Source organism: Burkholderia sp. L-4 (genome assembly GCF_056856535.1).
In genome coordinates, this window is record NZ_JBXEOX010000002.1 from 457,890 (window position 1) to 477,998 (window position 20,109).

At 66.1% G+C, this 20,109-nt stretch carries 18 protein-coding genes; 5 read left to right on the forward strand and 13 right to left on the reverse strand.

Features of this window, described 5'->3' with window-relative positions; translation table 11 throughout:
* Positions 1-62 precede the first annotated feature (62 nt).
* Positions 63-584 (forward strand): 2-thiouracil desulfurase family protein, encoded by a 522-nt coding sequence (locus tag AC1VVG_RS18780; protein ID WP_482836012.1) that lies wholly within the window; start codon positions 63-65, stop codon positions 582-584.
* 99 nt (positions 585-683) lie between these two features.
* Here AC1VVG_RS18780 and pcaF read toward each other — a convergent pair whose 3' ends face one another.
* Entirely contained in the window at positions 684-1,886 is a 1,203-nt protein-coding gene (pcaF, locus tag AC1VVG_RS18785; RefSeq protein ID WP_034187773.1) for a 3-oxoadipyl-CoA thiolase, read from the reverse strand.
* Positions 1,887-2,112: 226 nt separating this feature from the next.
* Between pcaF and AC1VVG_RS18790 the strand changes: the two genes are divergently transcribed.
* Positions 2,113-2,901: an IclR family transcriptional regulator gene (locus AC1VVG_RS18790; RefSeq protein ID WP_049028801.1), complete on the forward strand. Its 789-nt coding sequence runs from the start codon at positions 2,113-2,115 to the stop codon at positions 2,899-2,901.
* Positions 2,902-2,916: 15 nt separating this feature from the next.
* On the opposite strand, the gene AC1VVG_RS18795 is transcribed toward AC1VVG_RS18790, so the two are convergent.
* On the reverse strand, positions 2,917-4,428 hold the full coding sequence (locus tag AC1VVG_RS18795) for a M81 family metallopeptidase (RefSeq protein WP_034187772.1): 1,512 nt from the start codon (positions 4,426-4,428) through the stop codon (positions 2,917-2,919).
* A 101-nt stretch (positions 4,429-4,529) separates the two neighbouring features.
* Positions 4,530-5,849: an MFS transporter gene (locus AC1VVG_RS18800; RefSeq protein WP_482836013.1), complete on the reverse strand. Its 1,320-nt coding sequence runs from the start codon at positions 5,847-5,849 to the stop codon at positions 4,530-4,532.
* A gap of 151 nt (positions 5,850-6,000) precedes the next feature.
* Here AC1VVG_RS18800 and AC1VVG_RS18805 point away from each other — a divergent pair, with 151 nt between their 5' ends.
* Positions 6,001-6,987 carry a LysR family transcriptional regulator gene (locus AC1VVG_RS18805; RefSeq protein WP_049030051.1) on the forward strand — a complete coding sequence of 329 codons (987 nt, stop codon included), beginning with the start codon at positions 6,001-6,003 and terminating at the stop codon, positions 6,985-6,987.
* Positions 6,988-7,072: 85 nt separating this feature from the next.
* Here AC1VVG_RS18805 and AC1VVG_RS18810 read toward each other — a convergent pair whose 3' ends face one another.
* Entirely contained in the window at positions 7,073-8,188 is a 1,116-nt protein-coding gene (locus AC1VVG_RS18810; protein ID WP_069707131.1) for a succinylglutamate desuccinylase/aspartoacylase family protein, read from the reverse strand.
* A 65-nt stretch (positions 8,189-8,253) separates the two neighbouring features.
* Positions 8,254-9,027, reverse strand: a complete 774-nt coding sequence (locus tag AC1VVG_RS18815; RefSeq protein ID WP_069707130.1) for a transporter substrate-binding domain-containing protein — start codon at positions 9,025-9,027, stop codon at positions 8,254-8,256.
* A 136-nt stretch (positions 9,028-9,163) separates the two neighbouring features.
* Here AC1VVG_RS18815 and AC1VVG_RS18820 point away from each other — a divergent pair, with 136 nt between their 5' ends.
* Positions 9,164-10,084: a LysR family transcriptional regulator gene (locus AC1VVG_RS18820; protein ID WP_034187767.1), complete on the forward strand. Its 921-nt coding sequence runs from the start codon at positions 9,164-9,166 to the stop codon at positions 10,082-10,084.
* Between the two features lie 34 nt (positions 10,085-10,118).
* Here the strand turns inward: AC1VVG_RS18820 and AC1VVG_RS18825 are convergent, their stop codons facing one another.
* From AC1VVG_RS18825 to AC1VVG_RS18850, 6 genes are all read right to left on the reverse strand, one after another.
* Positions 10,119-11,450: an MFS transporter gene (locus tag AC1VVG_RS18825; protein WP_069246018.1), complete on the reverse strand. Its 1,332-nt coding sequence runs from the start codon at positions 11,448-11,450 to the stop codon at positions 10,119-10,121.
* 53 nt (positions 11,451-11,503) lie between these two features.
* A complete protein-coding gene (locus AC1VVG_RS18830; protein ID WP_124670363.1) occupies positions 11,504-12,694 on the reverse strand; it encodes a M20 aminoacylase family protein in 1,191 nt (396 codons plus the stop codon).
* A gap of 921 nt (positions 12,695-13,615) precedes the next feature.
* Positions 13,616-14,005, reverse strand: a complete 390-nt coding sequence (locus AC1VVG_RS18835) for a limonene-1,2-epoxide hydrolase family protein (RefSeq protein WP_034187764.1) — start codon at positions 14,003-14,005, stop codon at positions 13,616-13,618.
* Positions 14,006-14,081: 76 nt separating this feature from the next.
* A complete protein-coding gene (locus tag AC1VVG_RS18840) occupies positions 14,082-14,918 on the reverse strand; it encodes an alpha/beta fold hydrolase (RefSeq protein WP_034187862.1) in 837 nt (278 codons plus the stop codon).
* Positions 14,919-15,079: 161 nt separating this feature from the next.
* Positions 15,080-16,162: an alkene reductase gene (locus AC1VVG_RS18845; RefSeq protein ID WP_034187763.1), complete on the reverse strand. Its 1,083-nt coding sequence runs from the start codon at positions 16,160-16,162 to the stop codon at positions 15,080-15,082.
* A 56-nt stretch (positions 16,163-16,218) separates the two neighbouring features.
* Positions 16,219-16,956, reverse strand: coding sequence for an SDR family oxidoreductase (locus AC1VVG_RS18850; protein ID WP_482836014.1), 738 nt, complete (start codon positions 16,954-16,956; stop codon positions 16,219-16,221).
* 109 nt (positions 16,957-17,065) lie between these two features.
* Here AC1VVG_RS18850 and AC1VVG_RS18855 point away from each other — a divergent pair, with 109 nt between their 5' ends.
* Positions 17,066-17,986, forward strand: a complete 921-nt coding sequence (locus AC1VVG_RS18855) for a LysR family transcriptional regulator (protein WP_034187861.1) — start codon at positions 17,066-17,068, stop codon at positions 17,984-17,986.
* A 337-nt stretch (positions 17,987-18,323) separates the two neighbouring features.
* On the opposite strand, the gene AC1VVG_RS18860 is transcribed toward AC1VVG_RS18855, so the two are convergent.
* Positions 18,324-19,199 carry an SDR family NAD(P)-dependent oxidoreductase gene (locus AC1VVG_RS18860; RefSeq protein WP_034187761.1) on the reverse strand — a complete coding sequence of 292 codons (876 nt, stop codon included), beginning with the start codon at positions 19,197-19,199 and terminating at the stop codon, positions 18,324-18,326.
* A gap of 167 nt (positions 19,200-19,366) precedes the next feature.
* Positions 19,367-19,945, reverse strand: a complete 579-nt coding sequence (locus AC1VVG_RS18865) for a TetR/AcrR family transcriptional regulator (RefSeq protein WP_482836015.1) — start codon at positions 19,943-19,945, stop codon at positions 19,367-19,369.
* Between the last annotated feature and the right edge of the window lie 164 nt (positions 19,946-20,109).

The window sequence follows — 20,109 nt, forward strand, 5'->3', positions numbered from 1 at the left end:
GGGAATTTCCCCCCCCTGCCGAAGCGACCAACAGCCGCCATTAACCGCCATGGAGCGCGACATTGAAGCACGACCCGCCACCGCCAGCCGCCCCGAAGATCCTCGTCAGCCTGTGCGTGATCGGCCATTCGGTCCGCTACAACGGCTCGGCGAAGACCGCCGCGCACGAAGCGCTCGCGCGGTGGCAGCGTGAGGGGCGTCTCGTGCCGGTCTGCCCGGAACTCGCGGGCGGCCTCGGCGTGCCGCGCCCGCCCGCCGAAATCGCCGAAGGCGGATCGGGGCAGCAGGTTCTGTCGGGTACCGCACGCATCGTCGACGTGAACGGCGCCGACGTGACGGCGCCCTTCGTATCCGGCGCGCGCACCGCGCTGGCGCTCGCGCAGGCGCACGACTGCCGTTTCGCGATCCTCGCCGACGGCATTCCGTCGTGCGGCAGCACGTTCATTTACGACGGGCATTTCGCGCACCGGCGGCATGCGGGCGCCGGCGTCACGGCGGCGTTGCTGCGCGCGCACGGCATCGAGGTGTTCGCGGACACCGAGATCGACGCGCTCGACGCGCGCCTCAAACAGCTCCGCGGTTAACGACGATGGGCGGCACGAGCCTCCTCGTGCCGCCCATCGTTGCGAAGCGGAGCGACAGTGACGCGGCGCATGGCCGGCCGCGTCACCGCGTCATACCGATCAGACGCGTTCGATCGCGATCGCGATGCCCTGGCCGACGCCGATGCACATCGTGCACAGCGCGAAGCGGCCGTTCGTGCGATGCAACTGGTACATCGCGGTCGTCACGAGACGCGCGCCCGACGCGCCGAGCGGGTGGCCGAGCGCGATCGCGCCGCCGTTCGGGTTCACGCGGGGATCGTCGTCGGCGACGCCCAGCATGCGCAGCACCGCGAGGCCCTGCGACGCGAAGGCTTCGTTCAGCTCGATCACGTCGAACTGGTCGATCGTCATCCCGAGCCGCGCGAGCAGCTTCTGCGTGGCCGGCGCCGGGCCGATGCCCATCACGCGCGGCGCCACCCCGGCCGTCGCGATACCCAGCACGCGTGCCCGCGGCGTCAGGCCGAAGCGTTTCGCGGTTTCCTCGTTCGCGAGCAGCAGCGCGGCGGCGCCGTCGTTGACGCCCGACGCGTTGCCGGCCGTCACCGAACCGTCCGGGCGCACGACGCCCTTCAGCTTCGCGAGCGTGTCGAGCGACGTTTCACGCGGATGCTCGTCGCGCGACACGACCACCGGATCGCCCTTCTTCTGCGGGATCGTGACCGACACGATCTCCTCGGCCAGCGTGCCGTCCTGCTGCGCACGCGCGGCCTTCTGCTGGCTGCGCAGCGCGAACAGGTCCTGATCCGCGCGGCTGACGTGGTAGTCGACCGCGACGTTCTCGGCCGTTTCCGGCATCGAGTCGACGCCGTACAGCTGTTTCATCAGCGGATTGACGAAACGCCAGCCGATCGTCGTATCGAAGATGTCGGCCTGGCGCGCGAACGCGCTGGCGGCCTTGCCCATCACGAACGGCGCGCGCGTCATGCTCTCGACGCCGCCCGCGACCATCAGCGCGGCTTCGCCGGACTTGATCGCGCGCGCGGCCACGCCGACCGCATCCATCCCGGAACCGCACAGGCGGTTGATCGTCGAACCCGGCACGCCCTGCGGCAGGCCCGCGAGCAGCGCGGACATGCGTGCGACGTTGCGGTTGTCCTCGCCGGCCTGGTTCGCGCAGCCGTAGATCACGTCGTCGATCGCCGTCCAGTCGACGTCGCGGTTGCGCTCGACCAGCGCCTTGAGCGGCACCGCGCCCAGATCGTCGGCGCGCACGCCGGACAGTGCACCGCCGTAACGCCCGATCGGCGTACGGATCGCATCACACAGAAAAGCTTCGGTCATCAGTGTCTCCGGTCCCATGAAAGCTGGGAAATGAACAGGGCGCGCCCCTTGCATTGCCCGCCGGGATGCGCTTAAATGTTCTATATACGAACATAAGATCGTGTATCGAACGTTCAACGCATCATAGGGAGTGCGGGGACGACCTGTCAAGCGCGCGGCCTGCCGCGCGGTTGGCGTGTCAGGCCCCATGCGCTATCTTCTCGGCTGCACGATATTCCAAGCGCTCATGACAACCGAAGACACCCAGACGAAACCCGGCGACTCCTATGTGCAGTCGTTCGCGCGCGGCCTCGCGGTCATCCGCGCGTTCGACGCGGCCCGGCCCGAGCAGACGCTCACCGAAGTTGCGTCGGCCACCGGGCTCACGCGTGCAGGCGCGCGCAGGATCCTGCTCACGCTGCAGACGCTCGGCTATGTCGAGGCCGACGGCCGGCTGTTCCGGCTCACGCCGAAAATCCTCGAGCTCGGCTTCGCGTACCTCACGTCGATGCCGTTCTGGAATCTCGCCGATCCGGTGATGGAGCAATTGTCCGCGCAGATCCACGAAAGCTGCTCGGCCGCGGTGCTCGACCGCACCGAGATCGTCTACGTGCTGCGCGTGCCGACGCACAAGATCATGACGATCAACCTGTCGATCGGCAGCCGGCTGCCCGCGTACTGCACGTCGATGGGCCGCGTGCTGCTGTCCGCGCTCGACGACGCGGCGCTCGACGAAACGCTCGCGCAGAGCAGCATCCGCGCGCATACGCCGCGCACGATCACGGATCTCGGCGAACTGAAGGCAACGATCGCGCAGGTGCGCCAGCAGGGCTGGGCCGTGGTCGACCAGGAACTCGAAGTGGGCCTGATGTCGCTGTCCGCGCCGATCCGCAACCGGCGCGGGCAGATCATCGCGGCGATGAACATCAGCGGCAACGCGCAGCGGCACACCGCGAAACAGATGGTGAAGGAGTTTCTCGGGCCGCTGCAGCAGGCCGCGCAGACGGTATCGGAACTGGTCGCGCGGCGCGGCTGAGCGGCCGGCCGCGCGTCAGCCGTTGCCGGCGAACGCCTTTCCCGTCGGCTTCATGCGGATTCCCGGCGCCAGCCGGGTCCACGGCAACTCGGCCGGATCGGCCGTCATCGGGCCAGGCGCCGTGGCGACCAGCACCGCCTCGGCGATATCCTGGAAATCGGCGCGGAAGTGCACCGAGCTCTTGTTGACGAGGATCTTCATCGATTCCGGCTCGACCCCGCCCACGCGATAGAGATTGCGGTCGAGCATCTGCGCCTTGCCGCTGCTCACCACGATCAGCACGCCGTCGATCCGCAGGCACGCGACCGGGCCGACATCCGCGCGCATGCCGTTCATCATCGGGCCGTCATACCGGCATACCCCGTCGGACAGGTGCACGACCTCGAAACGCGCGTGGTGCGGCGCGTCGCCGGGCACGCCGGAGACACCGCCGAGCGCCACGTCGATGAACGCGCCGACACCGGCACGGTGGGCCGCGGCCGCGGCCGCCGGGTCCCAGATCAAGCCGATCGCGGCATCTTTCGCGCCGTTGCGCAGCAACGCCCGCAGCATGCCCGTCGTGTTCGAGTCGCCGCCCGCGCCGGGATTGTCCTGCGTATCGGCGATGACGACCGGCTTGCCGGCCCCCTCGGACAGCCGCATGGCCTCGCGCACGGCATCGTCGGGCGACAGGAACGGCACCTGCCACGCGGCTTCGTCCGCCAGCATCTTGTCGTGGAGCGCCTGCACGGCCGCCTCGGCCGACGCGGCGTCGTCGCCGTAGCCCCAGATGACCGGGCCGCATTCGGGGAAATCGGCCGCCGGAAAGCCCGGCGCGAACGACAGCGACGCCACGGCCCCGGTCTCCAGCGCCGCGAGCCGCGCGTACATGCCGCGCGCAGGTTCGAGCAGCGTGCACATGCCGTTGATCGGAATCAGGAACGGCAGCCGGCGCGCGGCGCGATGCAGCGGGCGGCGGCCCGCCCGCGCGTCGAACAGGCGCTCGAGCAGCGCGGCCGCGCGCGCGCCGGTCTCGGCCATGTCGACGTGCGGATAGGTACGAAAGGCAACCAGCGCATCGGCCTCGCGCAGCATCCGCGCGGTGACGTTGGCATGCAGGTCGAGCGACGCGACCACCGGCACGTCCGGGCCGACCGCCGCGCGCACGCGCTCGAGCAACGTGCCTTCGCCGTCGTCGGTATGCTCGGCGACCATCGCGCCGTGCAGGTCGAGGTACACCGCGTCGTAGCCTCCGCGGCGAACCGCCGCGACGATTTCTCCGGCAATGCGCTCGAACGCGTCCTCGGTCACATGGGCCGACGGGCTCGCGCCCGCCCAGATGACCGGCAGCAAGGTCCAGCCACGCCGTTCGGCCGCGGCGATGAAGCCGCCGGCGGGAATATTGACGTCGCGCAGCGCGAGCACGTCCTCGCCGCGCACCATGGCCGGGAAGCCTTCGCCCCGCTCAAAGTTGGCGTATGCGGCTTTCGACGGTGCAAACGTATTGGTTTCATGCTGGAAACCGGCGATCAGGATGCGCGTGTTCAAAAATGTGTCTCCGGAAAAGGCCGTCAAGGCGCCGGCACCCCGCCGTCAGGGCCGGCGGGCGACGGCGCGCTGGATATTGGAATGCCCGCGGGCCCGTGACGTCAGGCTGTCGCCAGCGCGTCGCGGGATGCGGGAAGCCGGTTCGCCACGAGTACCGCGGCACCGGCGACGAGCAGTGCGACCATGACCAGCAGCCCCGCGGCCATGCTGCCGGTCGCCGAGTGGATCGCACCGATGATGGTCGGGCTCAGGAAGCCGCCGATCAGGCCGATCGTGTTGATCAACGCGATGCCGCCCGCCGCGGCGTCGCCCTTCAGGTATTGCGACGGAATCGCCCAGAACACCGTGTACGCGGCCCAGATCATCGACGTGGCGATCGTCATGCCGACCAGCGAGATGGCAAGATTGCCGTTGGCCGTCGTCGCCACGGCCAGCGCGATCGCGCCGATCAGGGCCGGCACCGCGCTGTGGAAACGGCGCTCGCCGCGACGGTCCGACCGGCGGCCGATGACGACCATCGCGATCGCGGCGCACACGTACGGAATCATCGAGTACAGCCCGATCTGCATCGTGTCGGTCACGCCGTCGGCCTTGATGATCGACGGCAGCCAGAAACTCACCGCGTAGATCCCGCAGATGATCGTGAAGTACGCAAACGCCAGCAGGTACACGCGCGGATCGCGCACCACCTGCCCGAACGAGTGATGGCCCGCATCGGTGGTGTGCAGCTCGGCGGCGAGCAGCCGCTTCTCGTCGTCGGTCAGCCATTTCGCATCGGCCGGCCGATCGGACAGCACCTTGAGCGCGAGCACTCCGAACAGCACGCACGGCAGGCCTTCGACGACGAACATCCACTGCCAGCCGGCCAGGCCGTGGGCACCGGACAGCCCGGTCATCAGCCACGCCGACAGCGGCGAGCCGAACGCGCCGCCGATCGGGCCAGCGAGCATGACGACCGCCATCACGCCGGCCATCCGGCGCTGGCCATACCAGTACGTCAGGTAAAAGATCATTCCCGGCGCGAAGCCGGCCTCGAACACGCCGAGCAGGAAGCGCATCGCGTAGAACGTGGTCTCGTCGTGGACGAACATCATGCCGGCCGACGTCAGGCCCCACAGCACCATGATCCGGCTGATGGTCTTGCGGGCGCCGATCCGCGGCAGCAGCAGGTTGCTCGGGATCTCGAACAGGACGTAGCCGAGAAAGAAGATGCCCGCGCCCAGCCCGTACACCGCATCGGAGATACCCAGGTCGCTCTGCATCGCGAGCTTCGCGAACCCGATATTCACGCGATCGAGATACGCGAAGGTGTAGCAGAGCAGCAGGAACGGCAGCAGGCGCCAGTTCAGCTTGCGGTAGAGGGCCTGATGCGCCGGGCTGCCGGGCGCGACCGGGTCTTGAGGGGATGGAATGGCGGACATGCGCTCTCCTTTAGGGCCTATTGCTTCGAATCCCGCAACGATGTTCAACGCTGTTCGAATCGTCGAGGAGACGAAAAAGCGGCGCAATAGCAACCTAAGCGAGTTATCGTTGCTCAATGAGCAACACTTCGAAGGCACACGGACCGACACCATGCGCGAACTGAACCAGCGCCGCCTGCGCTATTTCCACGAAGTCCTGACGCACGGCTCCATCCGCGGCGCGGCCGACAGCATCAACACGTCGCCGTCCGTCATCACGCGGCAGATCCGCCTGCTCGAGGAAGAAATCGGCGCCCCGCTGTTCGAGCGCCAGCCGCGCGGCGTGCAGCCGACCGAGGCCGCCGCACACCTGCTCGAATACTGGCGCGGCTGCCGTTCCCAGCAGGAGCTCTTCGAAGATCGCCTGCAGGCGCTTCGCGGGCTGCAGCACGGCCAGATCCGCATCGTGGCCAGCGAAGGCTATATCGACTGCCTGATGGACGAGGTACTCACCGATTTCTGCGCGCGCTACCCGAAGCTCGACGTCACCGTCGATCTCCTGCCGGTCAGCACGTTGCTGCAGGAAGTCGCCGAAAGCCGCGCGCATATCGGCCTGGCCTACAACCCGCCGGCGCATCCGGACATCGAGTACGTCGCCACCGCGTCGCAGCCGGTGGTGGCGCTCGTCCATCCCGGGCACCCGCTCGCCGTGCGCGGCCGCCCCGTCGCGGTACGCGAACTCGCCGGGTATCCGCTCGCGCTGATGCCGCCCGCGTTCGGTCTCGGACAGGCCGTGCAGATGCTTGCCTACGCGGAGAACATCCACCTCCACCCGACGCTCACCACCAACTCGCTCGCCGTGCTGCGCCACTTCGTGAAGCGCAACGACGGCGTCACGCTGCTCGCCGCCTTCGCGGCGTATCAGGAACTGGCGGCAGGCGAGCTCGTCGCCGTGCCCGTCGCGCATCCGTTGCTCGAGGCGGCCAACGCACGGCTGCTGGTCAAGGCGGGACGGACGCTCGGCGTCGCGGCCGATACGTTGCTGCGCGGCATCCTGCAGGAGATGAAGATGTTCTCGAACGCGGGCGCGCGCAGCGGCAAGACAACCGCGCGCGGCCGGGCGGGCAAACGTGCCGCCGCGCATCGCGGCGAGCCGTGACCGGCCGCACCGGCCGCGCCGGCCCTCGCGTCGCGGCCGGCCCGGCGCAGGCCGCGATCGAACCGCCGCGCGTCCGGCGCCGCGCTCACGCGCCGAGCAGCATCCCCGTGCGCACCGGCACCGTGCCCGTCACGCGGCCGAGCGGCGCGCCGGCCGTCACGAAGCGGATCGCGCGCCGCATGTAGAACACGCCGTCGGTCGCGCTCGAAATCGTCGTGATCGCATCGGTCAGCGGATCGACGATGTCGAACAGCGGCTCGCCCGCGCGGATCGTCGCACCGATCGCCGCACGATGCACGAGGATCCCGCTGACCGGCGCGTAGAACTGCTCGCTGCCCGCGAGCGGCGTGGCGGGCGCGGCCAGCGGCGGCAACGGCGTGCGTTCGCCGTGCACCGCGCCGCGCCAGACGAGATAGTCGACGAGCGCGTCGGCATCGCGTTGCGCGTATTCGTACGTCACGTCGCGCTGGCCGCGGCACTCGACCGTCACGGCCACCGTGCCGGCCGCCATCGGCGTGCCTTCCGGCAGATGCTGGCGCAACCGCGCCCACAGCAGGTGATGCGCATCGTCGAACGCCTGTCCGCCCGAATCCTCGGCGAGCAGCGACGCCTCCGCCCCGAGATAACGCGCCAGCGGCTCGATCTCCGGCCATGCAGTGTCGCTCGTGTACACGTGCATCACCGCTTCGAGCGAACAATGCAGGTCGATCACGACCTCGGCGTCGTGCGACAGCTTCAGCAGCGCAAGCTGCAACGCGTCGAATTCGGTACGCGGTTCGACGGCGTCGAGCGCCGCGCCGACGCATTCGCGCACGATCGCGCGATTGCGCACGCCGTCGTCGCCGAGGCGGTCGCGCGCTTGCGCGGCGATCTCCGCGAGCGGCATGAAGCCGCGATTGAAGTTGCGGCCGCTCGCCAGGTCGAACCGGCCGATGAACTGCCCGAGCAGATGATGATTGAGGCCGACCGGGTTCGACACCGGCACGAGCACGATCTCGGCCGCGAGCCGGCCGTCGGCATCGAGCTGCGCGAGGCGCTGCTTCAGCACGAACGCCGCGAGCATCGCGGGCGTCTCGTCCGCGTGCAGCGCGGCCTGCAGGTAGATCTTGCGGCCGGTGTCGGCCGGCCCGAAATGAAAGCTCGTCAGCGTGCGCTGCGTGCCGATCGACGGCGACAGGAGCGGCGTGGTGCGAATCTGCATCGATGGTCTCGAACGGATGAAAACGGGGGCATCGGAGGGATCGTGGCAACGGGCCTGCGCGGCGCTCAGTCGCCGTACGGGTTAAAATCGAAGTACTGCTTCGCGATCCGGTCGTAGGTGCCGTCCTTCAGCATCGACGCGATCGCGCCGTCGATCGACGCCTTCAGCGCCGTATCGGCTTGCCGCATGCCGATGCCGACGCCGCGATCGCCCATGTCGAGCGGCGCGCCGACGAACGCGAAGCCCTTGCCGCGCGGCTGGCGCAGGAACCCGTAGTCGGCCTCTACCGTGCCGAGCAGCGCCGCGTCGAGACGGCCGTTCCCGAGATCGGCGAACACGTCGTCCTGGCTCTTGTACGGCACCACGCTCACGCCGGCCGTCGCCCAGTGCGCGAGCGCCCACGATTCGAACTGGGTGCCCGACTGCACGCCGACGCGCTTGCCCGCCAGCGACGCGGCCGTGCCGCCGAGCCCGAGGCCGGGCCGCGCGACGAGCCGCGACTTGAAGCGGAACAGCTTCGACGAGAACAGGATCTGTTTCTCGCGCTTCGCCGTGATCGCCATCGACGACAGGATCGCGTCGATCTTGCGCGCCTGCAGCGCCGGGATCATCCCGGAGAATTCGAGTTCGACCCACCGGCAGCGCAACTGCGCGCGGCGGCAGATCTCGTTGCCGAGATCGACGTCGAAGCCCTTCAGGCTGCCGTCGGGCGCCTTCGCATCCATCGGCGGATAGGTCGGATCGATGCCGAGCCGCACGACGTGCGCGTCGAGCGCGGACGCGGACGTGGCGGCCAGGCCGACGCACAGGGAAACGAGCGGGACGAGGAAACGTTTCATGGTCGACGGAGGGCAGGAAGAGAAACAAGCGGCATCAGCCGGACTGCCTGCGATCGTAGGCGGCACGGGCCGCCGCCGGAACCATCGCCTGCCTTATCATGATCGGTATTTCCGATCACCGGCCTCGCGCGCATCCATGGCGTTCACGCTGTCCCAGCTCCGCATCTTCCAGGCCGTCGTCGAGCACGGCAGCCTGCGCGCCGCCGCACGCGCGCTCGATCTCGCGCAAAGCGGCGTCACGCAACAGCTGCAGAGCCTCGAGGCCACGCTCGGCGCGACGCTGTTCACGCGCACCAATCGCGGCATCGTGCCGACGGCCGTCGGCCAGCGCCTGCTCGCGCGCTCCGGCGCGATCCTCGGTGAATGCGAACAGGTCGAACGGGAAATCCGCCAGTTGAGCGGCGCGTACGAAGGCACCGTCACGCTCGGGCTCGCGACCGAGCCGCTGATCGACGCGTTCGCGCCGGTGCTGAGCGCGTTTCGCGCGCGCTTCGACAAGGTCGACGTGCACCTGCGCACCGGCACGTCGCGGATGATGGTCGGCTGGTTGCGGGAAAGCGCGGTCGATTTCGCGATCGCGCTGGTCGCGAAGCAGACCGACACGACCGATCTCGCGGTGACGCCGCTGCGTGCGTCGGCGCCGGTGGTCGTCTGCCGCCGCGGGCATCCGGCGATGCACGCGCAATCGCTCGCCGAGCTGGCCGGCTACCCGTGGGTGTCCACGCGCTCGCCGAACCTGAGCGCCGACCCGGTCGTGAACCGCCTGCTCGCGTACTTCGACGCGCACGGCCAGCCGCCGCCGAAGGTGCTCGCCACCGTCGAAGGGATGTTCGAGACGCTGCAGATCGTCACGCAGACCGACTCCCTCGCGCTCGAAACCGAAGCGATCACGCGGCACGGGCCGTTCGCCGGCGCGCTCGCGAAAGTGCCCGTGCGCGAGCAGGCCGAAGCGCAGGACATCTGCCTGCTGCAGCGCGCGGCCGTGCCGCTGACGCCGGCCGCGCAGGAACTCGCGGCGATGCTCGCGTCGTACCTGAGGATGGTGCGCGGGCGGTAAGCGCGCGGCACCGCCCCGCCGCCCGCGTCGCGCGTCAGTCCAGCGACTCCCCGGCCGTCTCGCGCAGCATCGCGACCGCGATCAGCGACAGCACCACGCACGCGGCCACGTAGCCGGCCGGCGCGAGCTTGCTGCCGGTCGTCTTCACGAGCCAGGTCGCGATCAGCTGCGCGGTGCCGCCGAAGATCGTCACCGCGAGCGCATACGCGATCGAGATGCCGGTCGCGCGCACGTGGCGCGGCAGCGATTCGCACATCAAGGCCATTTCCGACGCCGAGCCAAGCGAATAGAACAGCAGCATCAGCGCGGTCAGCGGCAGGATCACCGACAGCGTCGGGTGATGGTTCATCAGCCAGAACGCCGGGAACAGCAGCACGACCAGCACGCCGCGGCCGACGAAGATCGGCAGGCGCCGGCTGCCGAGCCGGTCCGACAGCCAGCCGAACAGCGGGCACGTGACCAGCATCACGCAGCCCGACGCGACGCCGACGAACATCGACAGCTTCATCGGCAGGCCGAGCGTGTGGATCGCATAGGTCGGCATGTAGAACGTCAGGATGTAGGTCGACACCGTGCCGCCCATCACCGTGAGCATCAGCAGCAGCACGGTGCGCGCGTGCTTCGAGAACAGCGCGTGCAGCACGCCGCGCTCGATTCCGTGATGACGGTCGCCGGGCGCGTCGTCCGCGAGCCGGCGGCGCAGGTACATGCCGACCGGCGCGATCAGCACGCCGACGAGGAACGGCAGCCGCCAGCCCCAGCTTTCCAGCGCGTCCTTCGTCATCGTGTTCGACAGCAGCGCCGCGAAGCCCGAGCCCATCAGCGCGGCGCCGCCCTGCGTCGCCAGCTGCCAGCTCGCGCGGAACGCGCGGCGCGACGTGCCGCCGTGTTCGAGCAGCGTCGTGGTCGCCGCGCCGAATTCGCCGCCCTGCGAGAAGCCCTGCAGCAGCCGCGCGAACACGACGAGCAGCGGCGCGGCCACGCCGACCTGCGCATAGGTCGGCGCGATCGCGATCAGGCCGGTGCCGAGCGCCATCAGCATGATCGTCAGGTTCAGCGCCGCCTTGCGCCCCTTGCGGTCCGCATAGACGCCGAGCACGATGCTGCCGAGCGGCCGCGTGAAGAAGCCGGCCGCGAACGTCGCGACCGACAGCAGCAGCGACGTGGTCGAGTCGCTCGACGGGAAGAACAGCTTGCCGATCAGCACCGCGAAGAAGCCGTACACGGTGAAATCGAAGAACTCCAGCCAGTTGCCGATCACGGCCGCGGCGATCGCGCCGCGCCGCGCGACGGCACGCGCGCCGGGCATGCCGGTTTCGGCGGTCCCCGCCGATGCGGGGTGCAGCGCGAGATGGTCTTTCTGCATCGTTGTCGCCTCTTCTCAATGCGGCCGGAAGCGCCGGCCGCGCGCCGCTGCGATCACTGCCCGAGGTAACGCTCGACGAGACGCGTCCAGTACGCCGCACCGATCGGCAGGTTTCGGTCGTTGAAGTCGTACTTCGGGTTGTGCACCATGCAGCCGTCCTCGCCTTCGCCGTTGCCGAGCCGCACGAACGAGCCCGGCCGCCGCTGCAGCATGAACGCGAAATCCTCGCTGCCCATCAGCAGGTCGGTCTGCTCGACCACCTGCGCGTCACCGACCAGTTCGCGCGCGACCCGCGCGGCGAAATCCGTTTCGGCATCCGTATTGACGACGACCGGGTAGCCTTCGATGTACTCGACATTGGCCGTCGCGCCGTAGCTCGCGGCCTGCGTTTCGGCCAGCTCGGTGATGCGGCGCTTGAGCAGCGCGCGGACATCGGGGCTGAACGAGCGCACGCTGAGTTCGAGGCGCGCGCCGTTCGGGATCACGTTGTTCGCAGTGCCGGCGTGCATCGAGCCGACCGTGACGACCGCCGGCTGCGCCGGGTCGACGTTGCGCGCGACGATCGTCTGCAGCGCCATCACGATGCTCGCCGCGACGACCACCGGGTCGACCGTCAGGTGCGGCCGCGCCGCGTGGCCGCCGACGCCCTCGATCGTGATGATCGCCTTGTCGCCGGCCGACATGAACGGGCCGCGCCGCGTGAGGAACACGCCGGGCGCCGCGCCCGGATGGTTGTGCATGCCGAACACGGCGTCGCACGGGAAGCGCTCGAACAGGCCGTCGTCGATCATCTTCTTCGCGCCGCTGTCGACGCCGTGCTCTTCCGCCGGCTGGAAATACAGGTGCACGGTGCCCGAGAAGTTGCGCGTCTTCGCGAGATGCTGCGCGGCGCCGAGCAGCATCGTCGTGTGGCCGTCGTGGCCGCAGGCGTGCATCTTGCCGTGCGTGCCGCTCGCATACGGCAGGCCGGTCGCCTCGACGATCGGCAGCGCATCCATGTCGGCGCGAATGCCGATGCTGCGCGTCCCGTCGCCCACGCGCAGCGTGCCGACCACCCCCGTCTTGCCGACGCCGCGCGTCACCTGCCAGCCCCATTGCTCGAGCTTGTCCGCGACGAGCGCGGCCGTGTCGTGCTCTTCGTACGCCAGTTCGGGATGGTGATGGATGTGGTGACGGATCTCGCGCAGCCCGCCGGCGGCGGGCATCAGATCCTCGATTTCGGTGAATCGGGTATCGGTGGTCATCAAGAGGGCTCCTGCTGATGTCAGCGTGTCAGCCGCATGCGGGGGCCGCGTGCGGGAAAGCGAGCCACTATATCGAGCCGATATCGATTCAATAAGATGCGGAATTTTTCACCGCGATAAGATTTGTTGATCAGGGTTAATACTGAGTGGCGCTGTACGTGTAGCTTTCGATTAGATATGGATACAACTCGCGATCGGATGCAGATACAGGCGTCCATGCGGGCCCGGTACGCCCGCGGTACATGGCGTATCCACATCTAATCGAAAACGGCTTTGAGCCTCGGCCGATAAGCCCCCGCGCATTTCTACCCGCAAGTCAACAGACGGTCCAATGGGAAGTCGAACTGGCTCTTCCGGACACCGCACCGGCAGCGGTCCGCCCTGCTGGCAGCAGAACAGCACCGCAAATCGGCGTAACCGCTTTCGAGTCTCGCCGATACCAGAACAGGATGGCAAAGCCGATTTGTTCAACTTTGGGCAAATCATGCCGTTTCGCCGAACCTACACTCGTATGCAGGCAACGCGCGCCTGTACGAGCCGCCGACCGGCTGGACTCACGACCCAATGAACGCAGCGAGTGAACACCTTTGGCGACAATGTGCATGCCGTAGGCAGTTTCGAACTTTTGGCGCGATTCTGACGCAAGCCGAAGATGCCGAAAGGGCTAGCCAACAGGACGTCACAGCGTCGCTGTACCAGTGCGATGAGCGCTTGGTTGTGGCGCTTGGATTCTGGAATCCGTATTCATCGTGCCGCGAGTGCTCCATGAAATTTCGCGCACTATTCTGGCGCATTAAAAATCATGCGATGATCATCGTGAAACATGGTACGACCATGAACGCAAAATGCGACGGCTCTCATGAGTGTGCCAGGGTCGACACATGAAGAGCTGTCTCTTTTTATCTTTGTAGTAGTTTGCAACTACTTCTTGATTGCGCTAAATTGCCGATCGAAATCCGCGGGATCAAAGTAGTCTCGCCAAACCGTGATTCGATCATCGACGATGGTGAGGGTACCCATCACGGGCAGCGTGATTTTTCCTCCTGATTCGTGTTGAAAGATGTCGATCCGCTCATTGAGGACGACGTTTCCCGCTGCGGCAATATGGGTCACTGTCCAGTCGACCTTGAACGTCGTACCGATCCCGAAATCGCGGTGGAATTTGCGAACATTGTCCCGTCCAACGATGTCGGGGAACGGAACGTTATCGTAGAGGACATCATCGGAGAGCATCGACAGCGCGTCGTCGATGCGGTTCTCGGTCCAAAGCGAAAAGAATCGAAGCGCCACGGCCAAAACATCGGTAGTCATCTCGGCTCCTCAGAATAGGGGGGAAAAGCAGGCGCGGGACATGACGCGCAAGCAGGTGCGCGATGTCCCGCCAGCCTTAGCCTTGAACGAATGCCAGAAGTTCTTCGTTCAAAACACCTGCGTTGACGGTCAACATCCCATGGGAGAAGCCCGGGAACGTTTTCAACTTGCCCTTCTTCAACAGTTTGATTGCCTTGAGCGCCGCGTCTTTGTACGGGACGATCTGGTCATCCTCGCCGTGAAGCACCAGCGTCGGCACGCCGATCAACTGGAGATCTTCGGTCTGGTCGGTTTCCGAAAACGCCTTGATACCGTCGTAGTGGGCTTTCGCGCTACCCATCATTCCTTGGCGCCACCAGTTCTGAATCACGCCCTGATGAACGGTCGCGTCCGGACGGTTGAACCCGTAGAACGGACCCGCAGGCACGTCTACGAAGAACTGTGCGCGATTTTTAGCGAGTCCCTTGCGTAATCCGTCGAAGACATCCAGCGGCAGGCCTTCGGGATTCGATGGCGTCTTCAGCATCAGCGGCGTCACGGCGCTCACAAGAATGGCCTTTGCGACACGCCCCGCCGGCTCGCCGTGCCTTGCAACATAGCGCGCAACTTCGCCCCCGCCGGTGGAATGGCCGATATGCACTGCATTCCTGAGGTCCAGTGTCTCGACGAGAGCAAACACGTCCGCCGCGTAATGATCCATGTCGTGACCTTCAGCGACCTGCGACGAGCGCCCGTGTCCGCGCCGATCATGGGCAACGACGCGATAACCGTTCGACAGGAAGAAGAGCATTTGGGCATCCCAGTCATCCGCGGAGAGCGGCCAGCCGTGATGGAACACGATCGGCTGAGCGTCCTTGGGTCCCCAGTCTTTGTAGAAAATGTCTACGCTGTCCCGCGTTGTAATGAATGACATGATCGTGTTCCTTTCGTACGGTTGCAGGGAAGTAACTGTTGCAGCGGAAGTCGCCGTCGCGGCCAACGCGATATCGAGGGTTTGTCGCCGGAACGCGGCAGGCCGGCGCAAAGAACGTCCGCGGGTGCCGTCCAATCTTGAGCCGCTTCAGGAAGGTATGGTTACGTCGACTCCGCGAACGGGTAATCGATGTAGCCCTCCGCGTCTTGCGTGAACCATGTTGTCGGGTCGTCTGGCGCGAGCGGAATCGCTTCAGCCAGACGCCGAGGGAAGTCCGGATTGGAGATGAACGGGCGACCGAACGTAACCGCGTCGCCAACGCCTGCACCGAGTTCTGCCTGAGCTCGAGTGGCGTCGAAATCCGAGTTGAGCACCAGCGGTCCTTTGAAAGCCGGTCGAATTTTCGCAGCGAGCGGATCGAGATAGCCGACGCCGAAACTGCCGTTCAGTGGAGGCTCGCGCAGTTCCAGGAACCCGATCCCAATTGCAGATAGCGCCTCGGCGGCCGCGATAAACAACGGCAAGGGATCGCTGTCTCGCACGCCCTGCGTTTCGCCGTTTGGAGACAGGCGAACGCTGGTGCGGCCGGAACCCACTACATCCGCGACGGCCCGGGTTGCCTCGATGAGAAACCGGAGCCGATTCGAGATCGATCCGCCATACGCGTCGCTGCGGAAATTGGAACTGTCTCGCAGAAATTGATCGATCAGGTATCCGTTCGACGCATGCAACTGTACGCCGTCGAAGCCCGCCTTCAGCGCATGACGTGCCGCGGCGGCGAACTGCTCGATAATCGCGGGAATTTCGTCCGTCTCGAGTGCGCGCGCCTGCGTGTAGGGCTGCTTGCCCGAGTAGGTATGAGCATGGCCGGGTGCCGTACTTTCGGACGCCGAGACAGGCGGCGCACCATCCAGAAAGCTCGGATGCACGACTCGCCCCATATGCCAAAGCTGCGCAATGATGCGGCCGCCCGCTTTGTGCACGGCATCGGTTACTTCGCGCCAGCCGGCAATTTGCGTTGCCGTCCACAGCCCGGTGGCGTAAGGCCATCCCAAGCCCTGTCGGGAGATACCGATCGCCTCCGAGATAATGAGCCCGGCAGATGCACGCTGACTGTAATAGTCCGCCATTATCGCGGTCGGTACGTGTTCGCGTGTTCCCCGCGCACGCGTCATCGGCGCCATGAGAATACGGCTGGGCGCTTCAATTGCACCGAGTCGAACGGGATCAAACAGCGTAGGCACTCCAACCTCCTTCCGATTTTTGCCAGCGTGGAAATGCCAACGAGCCTTTACACGGCTCAGACAAGGCGGCCGCCGCCGTCGACATGAATCGTCTCGCCGTTCATTGATCCATTGCTCATGAGGAACACCACTGCAGCGCCCACTTCTGCAGCGGTTACCAAACGATGCAGCGGCAATTTGTCTTTCAGTGCGTTGACGTATGCCTCGCGACCTTCGCCGAGCGTGCGCGCCAGCAACGGCGTGTCGGTGGTGCCGGGAGAAACGGTGTTGACACGGCGAGGCGCAAGTTCCAGAACCAACCCCCTGGCCAGCGCCTCCATCGCGGCCGACGCGGATGCAAGAATGGCTGTGCCGTAGGCATTGGGTCGGTCGGCCAACACGCCGGAAATAAACGTGACGGAGGCATCGACGGCCAGGCGATCACCCAATGTGCGCAAGGTATGGATGGCTGACCAAACGCGCTCGTCGAACGCCCGTCGTAGATAGTCGACATCCGCCTCCAGCACCTTGCCGGCCACAAAGGTCCCCGCGAGGAGAACGAGATGATCGACGTGAGCAATGTCGACGAGTGCCGAGACGATGGTTTCCGGCTTGGTCACGTCGGCGCTCCGCCAACCCGCAAATCCATTCTCGATGGCGACCTGTTCAGCGCCCTCCGAGTTGAACCCGACGACCGTGACGCTTGCACCAGCGGCCTTAGCCTGCTTTGCCGCCGAAAGGCCGATTCCGGACGTTCCGCCGAAGATGAGAACGGACTTGCTCTTGAGTGGATGGGAATCGAAATCAGAGTTCATGAAGTGGGTCCTGTCAGCCGGCGCAACTCAAATCGACGCCGTGCAGAGCACTCTATACTTGACAGCCGACATTGATAATCAGCGCCCGATTCCCTTCTATATTTCCGCCATGGAACAAATCAGCCTGGACCGCCTCACCGGTCTTATCGCATTCAGCCGCGCTGCATCATTGGGAAGCTATTCAGCTGCGGCGCGGGCGCTTGGCGTGACGCCTTCCGCTGTAAGCAAAAGTATCCAGCGTCTGGAGCATCACTTCGCGCTTAAACTGTTCAACCGCACGACTCGGTCGTTAACACTGACTCAGGAGGGGCGCGACCTGCATGAACGCACGCTGCGCCTGCTGTCGGAAATGGAGGCGATCGAACAGGTTGCCGCCTCGGCGCGAGCCGAACCAGCGGGCATCCTGAAGGTCACCGCGCCGCTCCCAATCGGGGTTCATCTCATCGCGCCCGCCCTACCAGCATTTCGCAAGCGTTTTCCAAAGCTGTCGATTGACCTACGTTTGGGCGATCATCTCACCGACCTCGTCGGTGAAGGTTTCGACGTGGCTGTTCGCGTTGGGGATCTTGCGGGCTCTCGTTTGGTCTCGCGAGAGCTTTCGCCTCACTACATCGGAGCCTATGCGTCGCCGGACTACCTTGCCAAACGCGGGGTTCCCAGGCATCCCGATGACCTCGTGGATCACGATTGTGTGAATTTTCGTTTTCAAAGTTCGGGACAAGTCCTCCGCTGGACTTTTTCCACGGGCAAAGGGTCGCTCAGCCTCACGCCGGATGCAGGCATCATTGTTGATACCAGCGATGCGGTTGCTGCTGTCATGGCGGCTGGGGGAGGCGTCGGAATTTCACCGACGTATGTCGCTGCATCGTACGTTCGGCGTGGGGAACTTGTGCCGATCCTCACCGAGTTCGTCGAACCGCGCTCCACTATCACGGCTCTTTGGCCGGAGAGCCGCCGTGGTAGCCCGAACGTCAAAGTATTCTTGGCATATCTAAAAAAGGTTTTTGCTTCGTATGCGGCAGACCAATGACGAGCAGCCGACGGTTTTCGGATTACCGAGAGGAGCGGCCGAAGGTAAGCCGCATCTGCTCGGAGCAGACTCGTCGATCGGACCGAATTGCTCAGTGCGCTACCGACGACAGCGCGAGAGTTCAGCTTGCACTACGCCAGCGAAATGGAGCGTGCCGAAGATTTAAGCGAACGTTTCGCCGATCCTACCAGCGAGCTAAGTGGTGAACGCCGTTCAGCGGCGTTCGTGAGCAGATTTACGATCAACTAGCATATCCGCACAGCCTCCTTTCGCCCCGTCACCGGCACGACCTCCATGCCGGACGATGCGAACAGCCGGGCAGCCCCCGCGGCATCGCTCAGTCAACCGCCTTCAGCGCATCGAGCCCGTCGGGCAGCCTGGCATCCGGAAACATCGTCGACAGCGTCGCATCGCGCCACCGCGCCGCCTCTTCCGCGCGCTGCGTTTCCGCCTGCTCGCACACGTACAGCGCATCGCCGCCGAGCAGCAGACGCAGCGGCACATCGTCGCGGCGCGACAACTCGACGATCAGCGCCGCGATCCGCGCGGGGTCGCCGACCTCGTGGCCGCCATACGTGCCGAGCAGCTCGAGAATCCTCCCGACCGACGGCTGGTAATCGGGCAGCAGCTCGTCGATGTCGCGCTTCGCCTGCGCGGCCCATTCGGTGCGCATCCCGCCCGGTTCGAGCGTGCACACGCGCACGCCGAACGGCGCGACTTCCTTCGCGAGCACGTCGCTGAACCCGCCGACCGCCCACTTCGCGGCCTGGTACGCGGACAACCCGGGCGTCGACGTGCGCCCGCCGACCGACGACACCTGGAAGATGTGCCCCGCACGCTGCGCACGCAGCGTCGGCAGCACCGCGCGCGTCAGGTTGATCACGCCGAACAGGTTCGTTTCGATCTGGTCGCGGAAATCGTCGGCGCCCATCTGCTCGAATGGCGCCGTATGGCCGTAACCCGCGTTGTTCACCAGCACGTCGATACGGCCGAACGCCGCCTGTGCGGCCGCGACGGCCTGCGCGGCCGCCGCTTCGTCGGTGACGTCGAGTGCGACCGTCAGCAGCCGGTCGCCATACCGCTCGGCCAGATCGGCCAGCCGCGCCGGATCGCGGGCGCCGGCCACCAACCGGTCGCCCGCCGCGAGCACCGCTTCCGAAATCGCTCGCCCCAGGCCGCGCGCGGCCCCCGTTACCAACCAGACTTTCGACATGTTCACTCCTTGATCGTGGTGAAATCACAAAAATGAATGATTACTCACTCATTAATAAGGGCGACGATTCGGTCCTTCATGACCTGCATCACCCTGCCCGAAACGCACCGCCGGCCGCCGCCGCGACACGCGCAACCGCACGCGCCGCCACGACGGCAATCCTTCACTCACACCGCGTGCAGCACGGCCCACAACGCACGAAACCCGGCTTCCCGATAGGCATCCGCCCGTGCCGGATCGCGCGCGATCGACTCCATCGCCGTTTCCGCGATCGACGTAAACAATGCCGCGCAGAACGCATGCGCTTCGTCGCGGTTCAGCGCGCCCGACGCGGCAATCTGCTCGCGCAGCAGCGTGCTGATTCCGCCGAAGCCTTCGGCGCCGGCCGCGCGATGCGCGTCGTCGATGCGCCCGCTCACGCCAAGCTGCTGCAGCGCGCGCCGCCCGTCCGGATTCGCGACGCCCCACGACACATAGCCGTTCCACGCATGCCGCACGGCCTGCTCGACCGGCGCGTGTTCCGGAAATCCGGTCATCATCGCTTCACGCATGTCGGCCTTCAGGCTCAGGTACAGCGCGTTCAGCAACGCATCCTTGGTCTCGAAGTACGTGAACACCGTGCCTTCCGCCACGCCGGCGAGCCGCGCGATGCGCGCGGTGGTCGCAGTGGCGCCGTCCTCGGCGAGCGCGCGGGCGGCGGCGGCGAGGATGGCTTCGTGCTTGTCGGGACTGCGCGGTCGAGCCACGTTCGATTCCTTTAATGAGTGAGCACTCAATCATAATCAAGCCTTCATCCGGAACGCAAGCGCTGTTACATCCGGGCGAACGCACACGCGATCCATCAAAACCGTGCACTATTAGGGTTTTGCCGTGCCGGCGCCCGGCGCCCTCGACGTTCGTTTCACGTTCA